The organism is Pseudomonas sessilinigenes (assembly GCF_003850565.1).
Taxonomy (GTDB): Bacteria; Pseudomonadota; Gammaproteobacteria; order Pseudomonadales; family Pseudomonadaceae; genus Aquipseudomonas; species Aquipseudomonas sessilinigenes.
The window spans coordinates 3945143-3958037 of record NZ_CP027706.1 but is presented as its reverse complement, the minus strand read 5'-3'; the positions used below and the strand labels follow the sequence as shown (position 1 = coordinate 3958037).

The 12895-nt window shown below is 64.0% G+C and carries 14 protein-coding genes and 1 other RNA gene; 8 read left to right on the top strand and 7 right to left on the bottom strand.

What is annotated here, in order from left to right:
• Positions 1-26 precede the first annotated feature (26 nt).
• From C4K39_RS18275 to C4K39_RS18255, 5 genes are read right to left on the bottom strand one after another with little or no spacing between them, the layout of a single operon-like run.
• A complete protein-coding gene (locus C4K39_RS18275; RefSeq protein ID WP_164487357.1) occupies positions 27-1247 on the bottom strand; it encodes a 2-octaprenyl-3-methyl-6-methoxy-1,4-benzoquinol hydroxylase in 1221 nt (406 codons plus the stop codon).
• A 15-nt stretch (positions 1248-1262) separates the two neighbouring features.
• Positions 1263-1742 carry a DUF4442 domain-containing protein gene (locus C4K39_RS18270; RefSeq protein WP_124347125.1) on the bottom strand — a complete coding sequence of 160 codons (480 nt, stop codon included), beginning with the start codon at positions 1740-1742 and terminating at the stop codon, positions 1263-1265.
• On the bottom strand, positions 1735-2922 hold the full coding sequence (gene ubiH / locus C4K39_RS18265) for a 2-octaprenyl-6-methoxyphenyl hydroxylase (protein WP_068576020.1): 1188 nt from the start codon (positions 2920-2922) through the stop codon (positions 1735-1737). Before ubiH ends, C4K39_RS18270 begins: the two co-directional genes overlap by 8 nt.
• Entirely contained in the window at positions 2919-4253 is a 1335-nt protein-coding gene (gene pepP / locus C4K39_RS18260; protein WP_068576018.1) for a Xaa-Pro aminopeptidase, read from the bottom strand. The genes ubiH and pepP overlap by 4 nt, the downstream gene beginning before the upstream one ends.
• Positions 4254-4275: 22 nt before the next feature.
• Positions 4276-4833, bottom strand: a complete 558-nt coding sequence (locus tag C4K39_RS18255) for a YecA/YgfB family protein (RefSeq protein ID WP_068576016.1) — start codon at positions 4831-4833, stop codon at positions 4276-4278.
• Between the two features lie 233 nt (positions 4834-5066).
• On the opposite strand from C4K39_RS18255, the gene C4K39_RS18250 reads away from it, so the two are divergent.
• From C4K39_RS18250 to C4K39_RS18235, 4 genes are all read left to right on the top strand, one after another.
• On the top strand, positions 5067-5276 hold the full coding sequence (locus C4K39_RS18250; protein ID WP_011064144.1) for a TIGR02449 family protein: 210 nt from the start codon (positions 5067-5069) through the stop codon (positions 5274-5276).
• Complete coding sequence (locus tag C4K39_RS18245) at positions 5273-5596, top strand: cell division protein ZapA (RefSeq protein ID WP_068576014.1); 324 nt, start codon at positions 5273-5275, stop codon at positions 5594-5596. The genes C4K39_RS18250 and C4K39_RS18245 overlap by 4 nt, the downstream gene beginning before the upstream one ends.
• Before the next feature lie 23 nt (positions 5597-5619).
• Positions 5620-5798, top strand: a non-coding RNA gene (gene ssrS, locus C4K39_RS18240) — 6S RNA.
• A gap of 88 nt (positions 5799-5886) precedes the next feature.
• Positions 5887-6492 (top strand): 5-formyltetrahydrofolate cyclo-ligase, encoded by a 606-nt coding sequence (locus C4K39_RS18235; RefSeq protein ID WP_068576012.1) that lies wholly within the window; start codon positions 5887-5889, stop codon positions 6490-6492.
• Between the two features lie 24 nt (positions 6493-6516).
• On the opposite strand, the gene C4K39_RS18230 is transcribed toward C4K39_RS18235, so the two are convergent.
• Positions 6517-6738, bottom strand: a complete 222-nt coding sequence (locus C4K39_RS18230) for a hypothetical protein (RefSeq protein ID WP_124347124.1) — start codon at positions 6736-6738, stop codon at positions 6517-6519.
• Between the two features lie 123 nt (positions 6739-6861).
• Between C4K39_RS18230 and C4K39_RS18225 the strand changes: the two genes are divergently transcribed.
• From C4K39_RS18225 to C4K39_RS18210, 4 genes are all read left to right on the top strand, one after another.
• A complete protein-coding gene (locus tag C4K39_RS18225; RefSeq protein WP_124347123.1) occupies positions 6862-7311 on the top strand; it encodes an EVE domain-containing protein in 450 nt (149 codons plus the stop codon).
• A gap of 178 nt (positions 7312-7489) precedes the next feature.
• Positions 7490-8455: an HlyD family secretion protein gene (locus tag C4K39_RS18220; RefSeq protein ID WP_068576008.1), complete on the top strand. Its 966-nt coding sequence runs from the start codon at positions 7490-7492 to the stop codon at positions 8453-8455.
• Complete coding sequence (gene rbbA, locus C4K39_RS18215) at positions 8452-11175, top strand: ribosome-associated ATPase/putative transporter RbbA (RefSeq protein ID WP_124347122.1); 2724 nt, start codon at positions 8452-8454, stop codon at positions 11173-11175. The genes C4K39_RS18220 and rbbA overlap by 4 nt, the downstream gene beginning before the upstream one ends.
• On the top strand, positions 11175-12293 hold the full coding sequence (locus tag C4K39_RS18210) for an ABC transporter permease (protein ID WP_068576003.1): 1119 nt from the start codon (positions 11175-11177) through the stop codon (positions 12291-12293). The genes rbbA and C4K39_RS18210 overlap by 1 nt, the downstream gene beginning before the upstream one ends.
• Before the next feature lie 57 nt (positions 12294-12350).
• Here the strand turns inward: C4K39_RS18210 and C4K39_RS18205 are convergent, their stop codons facing one another.
• Positions 12351-12758 (bottom strand): flagellar basal body-associated protein FliL, encoded by a 408-nt coding sequence (locus tag C4K39_RS18205; protein WP_068576001.1) that lies wholly within the window; start codon positions 12756-12758, stop codon positions 12351-12353.
• Positions 12759-12895: the final 137 nt, after the last annotated feature.

Below are 12895 nucleotides of genomic sequence, written 5' to 3'. Positions count from 1 at the left end.
CCGGCAGGCACCATCGGAGGCCCGGATCACTCGGCCCGGGCCAGCTCCGGCAGGTCGCCACTCAGGCCCAGTGCCTGGCGCACGAACAGGGCCTTGGCCTCGGGCATCTGGTCGACCACCTTCAAGCCGGTGTTGCGCAGCCAGCGCAGCGGCAACGGATCGGCCTGGAACAGCCGCTCGAAACCCTCCATGGCAGCCATCAGCGCCAGGTTGTGGGGCATGCGCTTGCGCTCGAAACGGCTCAGCACCTTGACCTCGGCCAGGCGCTCGCCACGTCCGTTAGCCTCCAGCAACACCTGGGCCAGTACCGCGGCGTCGAGGAACCCCAGGTTGACCCCCTGCCCCGCCAGCGGATGGATGGTATGGGCCGCATCGCCGATCAGCGCCAGGCCCTCGGCCACATAGCGCTTGGCATGGCGCTGGCGCAACGGCACGCAAAGCCGTGGATCGGCGCCGAGCACCTGGCCCAGGCGCCCCTCGAAGGCCCGTTCCAGCTCGGCACAGAAGCTTGCGTCGTCCAGCGCCATCAGGCGCTCGGCCTCGGCGGGCGTGGTGGACCAGACGATGGAGCACCAGTCGTGCTGGCCATCCCGCACCAGAGGCAGGAAGGCCAGTGGGCCGGTGTCGGTGAAGCGTTGCCAGGCCGTCAGTTGGTGAGGCTGGCTGCTGCGCACACTGGTAACGATGGCGTGGTGCAGGTAATCCCATTCGCGGGTGGCGCAACCGGTGAGGCGGCGCACCGCCGAGTTGGCACCGTCGGCAGCGACCACCAGTGGCGCCCGCAGCGTGCGGCCATCGGCCAGGGTCAGCAGCCAATCGTCGCCGGAGCGGCGCATCTGCTCCAGCCGCGCATTGGCCAGCAGACCGATATCACACTCATGCAAGCGCTCTAGCAGGGCATCCTGGACTACCCGGTTCTCAACGATGTGCCCCAGCACTTCGGCATGCACGCTGGCCGCCGAAAAGTGGATCTGGCCAGTACCACTGCCGTCCCAGACCTGCATATCGCGATAAGGGCTGCTGCGCCGGCCAGCGATGCCATCCCAGGCGCCGAGACGCTGCAAAATCCGCTGGCTAGCCGCCGACAGGGCACTGACCCGGGGTTCGAATGGCGACTGCTCGTCGAAAGGCTTGACGCTCAGGGAGCCGCCATCGAGCAACAGCACTTCCAGACCGCTACCCTGCAACGCCAGGGCCAGGGCACTGCCGACCATGCCGGCTCCGACAATCAGCACATCTGCGCGCATTTCCATGCCTTAGGCCTATCTCGCTTGCGGCTTGAGCCGCACATAAAGGGTTTTGTCGACCCGCGCCACCAGGGTGCCGGAGCCATCGTGAATCTCTACCTGCAACTGCGGCAGGTACTTTTCCCCGGCAGCAGTGTGCTGGCGGATCTGGTCGATCAGGGCCTGGTCGATGTTGAACCGGGCGAACACCGGGCCCTTGCCCGGCGCGATGAAATCAATGGCTGCGGCCTTGTCCCAGACGATGTAGTCGCGCCCCAGGTTCTCCATCAGCATCAGCATGAAGAACGGGTCCACCATCGAATACAGGCTGCCGCCGAACTGGATGCCGACATAGTTGCGGTTGTACCAGCCCAGGCCCATGGACACCTGGACCTCGCGAAAGTCCGCGGCGATGTGGCCAATCCGCACTCCTGCCCCGAAGTAGGGTGGGTACAGGTTCAACACCCAACGCAACAGGCGCGCCTTGCCGATACGTCGGGCCAGCCACTCACGCATCCGGACGAACGCCCAGGCCCATGGCCTGGCGGGCGAACCAGCGCTTGGCCGGCGGCAGCAGGTCCAGGCCGAGCAAGCCCAGGTTACGCCCCACCGAGAGCAGCGGCAGCTTGCTGCCGAACAGTCGCGTCACCTGGTCCGAGAACCCCACGGTCAGGTTCTGGTCCAGGCGCTGGCGCTCACGATAGGCCTGCAGGACCGTAAAGTCGCCCGGCGCACGCTCGCTGCCGAGCAGGGCATCGGCCAGGGCCTGGGCGTCACGCAACGACAGGTTGAAACCCTGGCCGGCGATCGGGTGCAGGCTATGGGCGGCATTGCCCAGTACCACCAGGTGCGGGCGCACCTGTTCCTCGGCCTCCACCAGGGACAACGGGTACAGGTGCCGGGCGCCCACTTGCCTGAGGGTGCCCAGGCGATAGCCGAATACTCCCTGCAACTCACTGAGGAAGCTGCGTTCGTCCAGCGCGGCCAGGCGCTGGGCGTCCATCCCCTGGCGGGTCCAGACCAGCGCACAGCGGTTTTCCGGCAGCGGCAGCAAGGCCATCGGGCCATCATCGGTGAAGCGCTCGAAGGCCATGCCCCCATGGGCTTCGCTGGGCGTGATGTTGGCGATCAATGCGCTCTGGTCATAGGGTCGGTTCCTGACCCCGATACCCAGTTGCTCGCGCAAACCGGAACGACCGCCATCGGCGAGCACTGCAAGATCGCACTCAAGGGTGGTTTCGTCATTCAGGGTCAGGCGGTAGCCACCTTCCAGCGGCTCCAGGCGAGTCACCTCGGCCGGACAGCGCCAACTGATCACATCCTTGTCCAGCCCCTGCCACAGGCATTGGCCGAGCCAGGCGTTTTCCACTACATAGCCCAGGGCCGGAACGCCTTCTTCCATCGCCGACAAGCGCGCAGTGGAGAAACGGCCACGGTCGGACACATGAATCTGCTTGATCGGCTCGGCGCGCCGGGAAATCGCCTGCCACAGGTCCAGGCGCTGGTAGATCTGCCGGGCGCCGAAGGACAACGCCGAGGAGCGTGCGTCATAGCTGGGCTGGAAACTGTCGCCAGGAGCGAATGGCTCGATCAGCACGATCTTCCAGCCACGAGCCTTGGCCCCGGCCTGCAGGGCCAAAGCCAGGCTGGCACCGACCAGGCCGCCACCGATGATGGCCAGGTTGACCCGGCTCATGATGCCCGGACCTGGGCAGCGGCCATCAGCGCCTCGATCTCGGCGACGCTCTTGGGCACGCCTCCTGTCAGAATTTCACAGCCCTGCTTGGTCACTACCACGTCGTCCTCGATGCGCACGCCAATGCCGCGCCACTTCTTCGCTACTTGCTGGTTGTCCGGGGAGATGTAGATGCCCGGCTCCACGGTCAGCGCCATGCCGACCTCCAGTACCCGCCACTCGCCGCCGACCTTGTACTCGCCGACATCGTGTACATCCATGCCCAGCCAGTGCCCGGCACGGTGCATGTAAAACGCCTTGTAGGCCTCGCTGGCGATCAGCTCGTCAACATTGCCTTCCAGCAGGCCCAGCTTCACCAGGCCGTTGGTGATGACCCGAACCGTAGCTTCATGGGCCTGGTTCCAGTGTTTTTCCGGGGCGATCTCGGCGAAGGCGGCTTCCTGAGATGCCAGCACCAGTTCGTAGATCGCCTTCTGCTCCGGGGAAAACCGGCCATTGACCGGCCAGGTACGGGTGATATCGCTGGCATAGCAGTCGATTTCACAACCGGCATCGATCAGCACCAGGTCACCGTCCTTGAGCAGCGCATCATTTTGCTGGTAGTGCAGGATGCAGCTGTTACGACCCGCCGCGACGATGGAACCGTAGGCCGGCATCTTCGCCCCGCCCTTGCGGAACTCATAGTCCAATTCGGCTTCCAGGCTGTACTCATGCAACCCTGGCCGACCGGCCTGCATCGCCCGGATATGCGCCTGGGCGGAAATCCGCGCGGCCTCGCGCATCACCTTCACTTCCGCCGCCGATTTATACAGGCGCATGTCGTGAAGCAGATGATCCAGGGCAACGAATTCGTTCGGTGGCTGGGCGCCGAGATGGGCCTTGGAACGGATTACGTTGATCCAGTCCATCAGGTGGCGATCGAACTCGGGGTTGCTACCCATGGCCGAATAGACCCGGTCGCGTCCCTCGATCAAACCAGGAAGGATGTCGTCGATATCGGTGATGGGAAAGGCATCGTCCGCCCCATAGTCGCGGATCGCGCCTTCCTGGCCGGCCCGCAGGCCATCCCAGAGCTCGCGCTCGGCGTTGCGCTCACGGCAGAACAGCACGTATTCGCCATGCTCACGACCGGGCATCAGCACGATCACCGCCTGGGGCTCGGGGAAGCCGCTGAGGTACTGGAAGTCGCTGTCCTGGCGGTAGACGTGCTCCACGTCGCGGTTGCGAATGGCCACGGCCGCTGCCGGCAGGATCGCGATGCTATTGGGCTCCATCTGCGCCATGAGCGCCTTGCGGCGCCGACTGTATTCCGCTTTCGGGATATGAATCATGGGCAGGCCGGCTCCCGTCAGATCAATGCAGAGACGGCTTGGCGGCCGGTACGGCGGCCTTGTTGGTTTCGGTGAACAGCAACAGCGGCGCGACCCGCAGGTACTCCATCACTTCCATGTAGTCGTTTTCACCGTCGTCGGATTCTTCCAGGGCGTCCTGGACCTGAGCGATGGCTGCAAGGTCCTGCAACACTTCCGTAGCTTCGGCGCTCAGGGCGCTGCTATCGCGGGAGTTGAGGCCAAAACCGGCGAGGAATCCCTGGCACCATTGGCCCAGGGCAGCGGCGCGTTCGGCCAGCGGCGCGTCATCGCTGGGCAGCAGCAGGACCACGGTCATGTCGTCGCTGGTCAGCTCGCCTTTGACCATTTCCTGCAGGCCGATCAAGGCATTACGTACGTTATCCTGAGGCTCGCCTTCGAGCAGCTCGGTGGCATCCACCAGCCAGCCGTCGGCGTCGAACCCGGCGCCGGCACAGCTACGACCTAGCAACAGGCCGTGCAGTTCGGCAGGGGAAACAGGATGGCCATTGCTGCTGAGCAGGGTGGCGAAAGCACTATAAGGGGAGTTCTGAATGGGCATGGGCAGCTAGGCGCCAAGCGGCGCAATGTCTAGAATGAAGGCCTTGTATCGTAGGGCGTGTCACCGTTCATTGCCAGCGTCGCGTTGTGCTTTGCGCCCCGCTACAACGGTCCACAGGGCCTCGGGCAAGGGACAGTCCACCGACCGGCGGCACCAGACGGCCAGGAGCGTCCAGGTTGTCCGGGGGCAGCCAAGCCAGTTGCCACTCATCAGACCAAATTCAGTGGGACACAATGGAAGACACCGACCTGCACGCACTGATGGCCAGACTCGAACTGCTTATTACCCGGGTCGAGCAACTAAAGAGTCAAAACGCACTCTTATTAGCTCAGGAAAAAACCTGGCGCGAGGAACGCGCGCACCTCATTGAAAAAAACGAAATCGCCCGGCGTAAGGTCGAATCGATGATTTCGCGCCTCAAGGCCCTGGAGCAAGACTCATGAGTTCAAGCAATAGCGTTACCGTGCAGATCCTCGACAAAGAATATTCGATCATCTGCCCCCAGGAAGAACGCAGCAATCTGGTGAGCGCCGCCCGTTACCTGGACGGCAAGATGCGCGAGATCCGCAGCAGCGGCAAGGTCATCGGGGCCGACCGCATCGCCGTGATGGCCGCCCTGAACATTACCCACGACCTGCTGCACCGCCAGGAACGCCCGGACGTCCAGAGCAGCGGGACGACCCGCGAGCAAGTGCGCGACCTGCTGGAGCGTGTCGACCTGGTCCTGGCCACCGATTCGGACACAAGCAAAGCTGATTCCTGACAGCGGTTGCGGTATACTCCCGCCACTCCCTGGGGTGCTTGCCAGTTGGCGATGTCCCTGAGCCGATTTGCACTACCCTGGAAGTTGCACGTTGGGCTGGTGTGCATGTCCGCTAGACGGAAAGCCTTAAAGCCTGCTGCATCTCCCGCCTTGAACTCTCGGGTTCAAGGGCTAAGTCGACAGCGGTTCGCCTGGGGAGCCTGAATTGCCAATCAATGCCAGTTAGCCAAGCTGGCATTGGTTTTTCCGGGTAGGCTGTCCTGCCATCCCGACTGCCAATAGCTGCCTCCATGACCGAACCTGCGCCGCTCTCCCGCCCGCAACTTCGCCGCATGCTGCGTAAAACCCGCCGTGCCCTGACCCCTGCCCAGCAGCGCCAGGCCGCCCGTGGTTTGTATCGACAGTTGGCGCAAGACCCGGTGTTTCGTCGCGCGCGGCACCTCTCGCTGTACCTGCCCACCGACGGAGAGATCGATCCACGTCTACTGTTGCGTGCCGCCCAGCGCCGGGGCAAGGCCACCTACCTGCCGGTACTCAGCGCCTGGCCACGGACCAAGATGGTCTTCCAGCGCATTCGGCCAGGAGAGCAGCTGCGCCCCAATCGCTTTCGTATCCTCGAACCCAAAATCAATGTCGCCCGGCAACGCAAGGTCTGGGCCCTGGACCTGGTACTGCTGCCCCTGGTGGGGTTCGATGAAGAAGGTGGGCGCCTGGGAATGGGCGGGGGCTTCTATGACCGCAGCCTGGCCTATCTCGCGCGCCGCCAGAGTTGGCGCAAGCCGAAGCTGCTGGGGCTGGCCCACGAGTGCCAAAAGGTCGGGAAACTGGATCAGGCCAGTTGGGATGTACCGCTACACGGCACGGTGACCGATCGGGGATGGTACGGGGCCAGGTAGGCACCGAACCCGATCAGTAGCGATTCAACGCTTGAGAGGTTGCGATTGCTGCTGTGCGATCTCGACGGGAGCATCGGTCTTGCTGGCCCATAAGCTCTGCGCATAACCGGTGGTCACAACGCCCAAACCGAACAAAATAACCAAAATCCATAGCAAATCCGGTTGGCGTTTCATCGATTGCCCCCCCTCAGGCAAATCACACACTGGTGGTAACGGCGTCCATGACAGGCCGAACAGCAGCGTCAAGCTTAAAATCCCGGCATTTTGCGATAACGTGAACCGACACGCAAATGCTGGCGTCAACCGACCGTCGGTTTGTCATAAAATTGCCAGATCACCCGTTCACTCACCTTGTCGGAGGGCAAGAACATGGCCTATTGGCTGATGAAATCCGAGCCGGACGAGCTCTCCATCGAGGGTTTGCAAGCCCTTGGCCAGGCCCGCTGGGACGGCGTGCGCAACTACCAGGCACGCAACTTCCTGCGCGCCATGGCCGAGGGCGACGAGTTCTTTTTCTATCACTCAAGTTGTCCCGAACCGGGCATTGCCGGGATCGGTCGGATCGTCAAGGGCGCCTACCCGGACCCGACGGCCCTGGAGCCGGAAAGCGTCTATTTCGATCCCAAGTCCAGCGCCGAGAAGAATGCCTGGAGCGCTATCGACGTGGCCCATGTACAGACCTTCGGCAGGGTCCTGCGCCTGGACTATCTCAAGCAACAGGCGGCCCTCGCCGACATGCCCCTGGTGCAAAAAGGCAGCCGCCTGTCGGTCATGCCCGTGAATGCCGAGCAATGGGCCGCGGTACTCACCCTGCGCTGACCCGCGACGCTGCCACGGCCATGCAAGCCATGGCAGCATCGGCGGTTTTTTGCCTGGCACCCCATGCAGCCCGCGAACAATGGGGTTAGGCTAGCGCCCTTTACATTTGACGAGCATCAAGCCGCCCAGGCCCAGGGTTCGTCAGACTAGGACGCTATAGCCGCAGGACGCAGAACCCATGTCGACGAACCATCGTTCTTCCCGCCTCTTCGCTGTTTCCCTCTTGATTCTGTTGCTCGCCGCCGGTGGTTTCGGCTACTGGAAATCCCTCCAGGACCGCCTGCCCGAAGGCTTGAGCATGGGCAACGGCCGGCTCGAGGCCACCGAAGTGCAGATCGCCAGCAAGATTCCGGGGCGCCTGGCCGAGGTCCGGGTCCATGAAGGTGACAAGGTGCTCCAGGGGCAGTTGCTGGCGCGCATGGATACTCGCACCCTGGAGGCCCAGCGCGCCCAGGCCGAGGCCGAAGTGGCCCGGGCCCGGGAAAACCTCAGTGCCGCCGAAGCCAACGTGCAACTGCGCCAGAGCGAACTGCTGCTGGCCAACCAGGAGCTCAAGCGCTCACAGGAATTGTTCCGCCGTGGCTTCGCCAGCCAGCAGATCATCGACCAGCAGCAAGCCCGCCTGAGCACCGGCAACGCCGCCGTGCTGGCGGCCCAGGCCCAGGTCGCAGCGGTCAAGGCGGCAATTGGCGCGGCCCAGGCCCAGGTGGCCCAACTCACCAGTGAAATCGACGACAGCAGCCTGCGGGCCCCCATCGACGGCATCATCCAGCTGCGCCTGGCCGAACCTGGCGAAGTGCTGGGCGCCGGTGGCCGGGTACTGTTGCTGATCGACCCCAACGACCAGTACATGAATCTCTACCTGCCGGCTTCGGTCACCGGTCGCCTGACCGTTGGCGACGAAGCGCGGATCATGCTCGACGCCCTGCCCAACCAGCCATTGCCGGCGAAGATCAGCTTTGTCGCGGCCAAGTCGCAGTTCACTCCCAAAGAAGTGGAAACCCGGGATGAGCGCCAGAAGCTGGTGTTCCGGGTCAAGGTGCACCTCACCCAACCTGCTGCGGTACCACAAGCCAAGCCGGGCATGCCTGGCGCCGGCTATGTGCGCACGGCTCCCGTGGACTGGCCGGCCAACCTGAAATGAGCGCCCTGGCGCTGCACGCGACGGGCATCGGCCATCGCTACGGTTCCCAGCAGGCGCTGGTGGACATCGCCTTCAGCCTCCCGGCAGGTACCCGCTGCGGCCTGATCGGGCCTGACGGCGCCGGCAAATCCAGCCTGCTGGGGCTGATCGCCGGGGTCAAGAAACTCCAGCAGGGCGATCTCCAGGTACTCGGTGGCGATATTACCCAGCGCCGCCATCGCAGCAGCCTGTATCCGCGCATTGCCTTCATGCCTCAGGGCCTGGGCGGCAACCTGTACCCGGAGCTGTCCATCAGCGAGAACATCCGCTTCTTCGCCACCCTCTTCGGCCTGCCGGCCAAGGAATGCGAGCAGCGCATGCACAGCCTGCTGCAGGCCACCGATCTGCTGCGCTTCGCCGAACGCCCGGCCGGCAAGCTGTCGGGTGGGATGAAACAGAAGCTTGGGCTGTGCTGTGCGCTGATCCATGAACCGGACCTGCTGATCCTCGACGAGCCCACCACAGGGGTCGATCCGCTTTCGCGCCGGCGTTTCTGGGAACTGGTGGAGGACGTGCGCCGGCAACGCCCACAACTGACGCTCCTGGTCGCCACCGCCTACATGGAGGAAGCCGAGCAGTTCGAGCATTGCCTGATGCTCGACCGGGGCCGGTTGATTGCCCAAGGCCTGAGCCGGGAACTGGCCGGAGTGACCGCCAGCGGCAAGCTCGACGACGCCTTTACCCATTTCCAGGGCGACGCCCGCCACGACAGCCAGCCGCTGGTGATTCCGCCCCGCTCCAGCGACAACCAGGACATCGCCATCGAGGCCCATGAACTGACCCTGCGCTTCGGCGACTTCACCGCCGTGAACAAGGTCAGCTTCGCCATCGGTCGCGGGGAAATCTTCGGTTTCCTGGGCTCCAATGGCTGCGGCAAGACCACCACCATGAAGGTCCTCACCGGGCTGATGCCGGCGACCGAAGGCAGCGCCAAGCTGCTGGGCAACCCGGTGAATGCCAAGGACCTGGCCACCCGCAAGCGGGTCGGTTTCATGTCCCAGAGCTTCTCGTTGTACGGCGAGCTCAGCGTGCGCCAGAACCTGGAACTGCACGCCCGGCTGTTCGACCTGCCTAAAGACCAGAGCGCCCCGCGTATCGAGGAGCTGATCCAGCGTTTCGACCTGGGGGAAATCGCCGAACAGCAGTCAGGCGCCCTGCCACTCGGCTTGCGCCAGCGCCTGTCATTGGCGGTGGCGGTGCTGCACCGCCCGGAGGTGCTGATCCTCGACGAGCCCACCTCAGGGGTCGACCCGGCAGCTCGCGACGACTTCTGGCGGCTGTTGATCGAGCTGTCCAGGGAACAGGGCGTGACCATCTTCCTGTCCACGCACTTCATGAACGAAGCCCAGCGCTGCGACCGTATTTCCCTGATGCACGCAGGCAAAGTACTGGCCTGCGACACCCCGGCGGCACTGCAGCAGCAGTTTGCCGGCGACACCCTGGAGGCCGCCTTCGTGCGTTGCCTGGAAGAGGCCCAGGGCACGGCGGACACACCAGCACCAGCACAGCCAGAGCCTCCCGCCGCGCCCACTGCCATCGCTCCCGTACGCTCGGGCCTGAGCCTGGCCCGCCTGCTGGCAGTGGCCACCCGTGAAGGCAAGGAACTGCTGCGCGATCGGGTACGCCTGGGCTTCGCCTTGCTCGGGGCGCTCTTCATGATGGTGATCTTCGGCTACGGTATCTCCCTGGATGTGGAGAAGCTGGCCTTCGCCGTCTACGACCAGGACCAGACCCCACAAAGCCGCGCCTACCTGGAGGCCTTCCGCAGCTCACGCTATTTCGAGGAAAAACCCGGCATCCGCAACTCCAGCGAGCTGCATCGACGGCTGCAACGCTCGGAAATCAAGCTGGCCCTGGAGATCCCCCCGGGCTTTGGCCGCGACCTGTATGCCGGGCGCCAACCCGCCGTCGCCGCCTGGCTGGATGGCGGCATGCCGTTTCGCGCGGAAACCAGCCGCAACTATGTGGAGGCGGTGCACCAGGCCAACCTGGAGCGGTTGGCGGAGCAAAGCAGCCTGCCCCGCGACCCGAGGCCTGCAGCCAAGCTGGAGACCCGCTTTCGCTACAACCAGGATGTGGTCAGCGTGAACGCCATCGGTCCGGGCGTCATGGCCCTGATCCTGGCCTTTATCCCGGCCATGCTCACGGCCCTGGGCATCGTTCGCGAGAAAGAGCTGGGCTCGATCACCAACTTCTATGCCACGCCCCTGACCCGCCTGGAGTTCCTCCTGGGCAAGCAGGCGCCCTACCTGGCCGTCAGCCTGATCAACCTGGGACTGCTGGTGGCCATGAACCGCTGGTTGTTCGGTGTGCCCTTCAAGGGCAGCGGCCTGACCCTGGCCCTGGGCGGCGTGCTCTATGTACTGGCGACCACCAGCATGGGCCTGTTGATCTCGGCCTTCACCCGTACCCAGATCGCCGCAATCCTTGGCACCATGATCATCACCAGCCTGCCGACCATCCAGTTTTCGGGGCTGATCGTGCCACGCTCGTCCCTGGACGGTTCGGCGGCGATCATGGGGCAGCTGTTCCCGGCCGGGCACTTCCTGGACATTGCCGTCGGCACTTTCACCAAGGCCCTGGACGTGCGCGAACTCTGGCCCCAGTGCCTGGCCCTGGTGGGGTTCTTCCTCGGTTTCACCGGGCTGAGCCTGGTCATGTTGAAAAAGCAGGAGGTCTGATGAACCGGCTTGCCCATATCCTGCGCCTGGGCCTCAAGGAACTGACCAGCCTGCGCCACGACAGCGTCTTGCTGTTGTTCCTGATGTACGCCTTCACCGTGGCCATCTACCTGCCCGCCGCCGGCTCGGTCATCGGTGTACACAACGCCAGCGTGGCCGTGGTGGACGAAGACCATAGCGCGCTGTCGCGCCTGCTGGCACAGTCACTGCAACCGCCGGAGTTCCAGCCCCCGGTCGCCCTGCCTTATGACCGCCTGGACACCGTGATGGACCAGGGCCAGTACACCTTCGTGATCAACGTTCCAGCCAGCTTCCAGAGCGACCTGCTGGCCGGCCGCCAGCCAGCGGTGCAAGTCAATGTCGATGCCACGGCCATGAGCCAGGCATTCATGGGGGCCGGCTACATCGGCCGGATCTTCCAACGTGAATTGCTCAACTACGCCGACCAGGGCGATGTCGCAAGCAAGGCTCCGGCCCGACTGACCACCCGCGCCCTGTTCAATACCAACCTCGAGGGCGGCTGGTTCCTGGCAGTGATCCAGATCGTCAACAACATCACCATCCTGGCCATCGTGCTCACCGGCACCGCCCTGCTGCGCGAACGCGAGCACGGTACCCTCGACCACTTGCTGGTGCTGCCGCTCACGGCGCTGGAAATCATGCTGGCGAAGGTCTGGAGCAACATGCTGGTGGTGGTGCTGTGCACCTGGATATCGCTGGAAGTGGTTGTCAAAGGCTTGCTGGGCGTGCCGCTGGCGGGCTCCCTGGGGCTGTTCCTGATGGTGACCGCACTCTATCTGTTCGCCAGCACGGCCCTGGGCATCTTCCTCGCTACCCTGGCCCGCTCGACCCCGCAGTTCGGCTTGCTGGCGATCCCGGTGATCATTCCGATGCTGTTGCTGTCTGGTGGCAGCACACCGCTGGACAGCATGCCGCAATGGCTGCAATGGGTGATGCAGGGTTCACCCTCGACGCATTTCGTCAGCCTGAGCGCGGCGATCCTGTTTCGCGATGCGGGCGTCAGCGTGGTCTGGCCCGACCTGCTGGCCCTGGCCGGGATCGGCCTGGCGTTCTTCGCCATCGCCCTGGCACGCTTTCGCAAGAGCCTGGCGTCCTGAACCCGACCGGCACACGGGCCCGCAAGGGCGCCGTGGCTGGCCGAAGGGAGGTGGGAGTTACTGGATGATCAGGTTGTTGAACAGCAGGTCCTCGACCACCGGCTTGCCGGTCTCGTCGCTCATCACCTGCTGCACCTGCTTGAGGGCTTCCTGGCGCAGTTTTTCCTTGGCCTCGACGTTGTTCATGGTCTCGGTGGTCTGCTGGGCGAACAGCGCCACCAGTTGGTTGCGAATCAATGGCTCATTGGCCTTGACGGCCTGGGCCGCAGGGTCGCCGGTCACCCGCAGGGCTACGTCGGCCTTGTAGACCTTGAGCTTGGGACCGCCATCCAGGCCATAGTTGCCCACGAAGGGTGGGTTCAGGCTGATGTAGCTGACTTTCGGTGCTTCGCCTTCTTTAGCCTCTTCGGCCATCGCTGCCACAGGCAGGGAGAGGGCCAGCAGCAACATGATCCACGCTTTCACAATTCGCTCCTTAATCCGGTTTGCGGCCTAGCATAAAGGCCCGTCCGCCTGAGCCCAAGCACAAGCTTATAGCTGGCTATCAGGGCCGGGCATGCTCGTTGACCGCCTGATTCACACTCCTACACTTATCGGCCACC

Excerpts from the sequence above, each read along its gene's own strand:
- C4K39_RS18275 (WP_164487357.1), bottom strand. The coding sequence starts at position 1,247 with ATGCGCGCAGATGTGCTGATTGTCGGAGCCGGCATGGTCGGCAGTGCC.
- C4K39_RS18270 (WP_124347125.1), bottom strand. The coding sequence starts at position 1,742 with ATGCGTGAGTGGCTGGCCCGACGTATCGGCAAGGCGCGCCTGTTGCGT.
- ubiH (WP_068576020.1), bottom strand. The coding sequence starts at position 2,922 with ATGAGCCGGGTCAACCTGGCCATCATCGGTGGCGGCCTGGTCGGTGCC.
- pepP (WP_068576018.1), bottom strand. The coding sequence starts at position 4,253 with ATGATTCATATCCCGAAAGCGGAATACAGTCGGCGCCGCAAGGCGCTC.
- C4K39_RS18255 (WP_068576016.1), bottom strand. The coding sequence starts at position 4,833 with ATGCCCATTCAGAACTCCCCTTATAGTGCTTTCGCCACCCTGCTCAGC.
- C4K39_RS18250 (WP_011064144.1), top strand. The coding sequence starts at position 5,067 with ATGGAAGACACCGACCTGCACGCACTGATGGCCAGACTCGAACTGCTT.
- C4K39_RS18245 (WP_068576014.1), top strand. The coding sequence starts at position 5,273 with ATGAGTTCAAGCAATAGCGTTACCGTGCAGATCCTCGACAAAGAATAT.
- C4K39_RS18235 (WP_068576012.1), top strand. The coding sequence starts at position 5,887 with ATGACCGAACCTGCGCCGCTCTCCCGCCCGCAACTTCGCCGCATGCTG.
- C4K39_RS18225 (WP_124347123.1), top strand. The coding sequence starts at position 6,862 with ATGGCCTATTGGCTGATGAAATCCGAGCCGGACGAGCTCTCCATCGAG.
- C4K39_RS18220 (WP_068576008.1), top strand. The coding sequence starts at position 7,490 with ATGTCGACGAACCATCGTTCTTCCCGCCTCTTCGCTGTTTCCCTCTTG.
- rbbA (WP_124347122.1), top strand. The coding sequence starts at position 8,452 with ATGAGCGCCCTGGCGCTGCACGCGACGGGCATCGGCCATCGCTACGGT.
- C4K39_RS18210 (WP_068576003.1), top strand. The coding sequence starts at position 11,175 with ATGAACCGGCTTGCCCATATCCTGCGCCTGGGCCTCAAGGAACTGACC.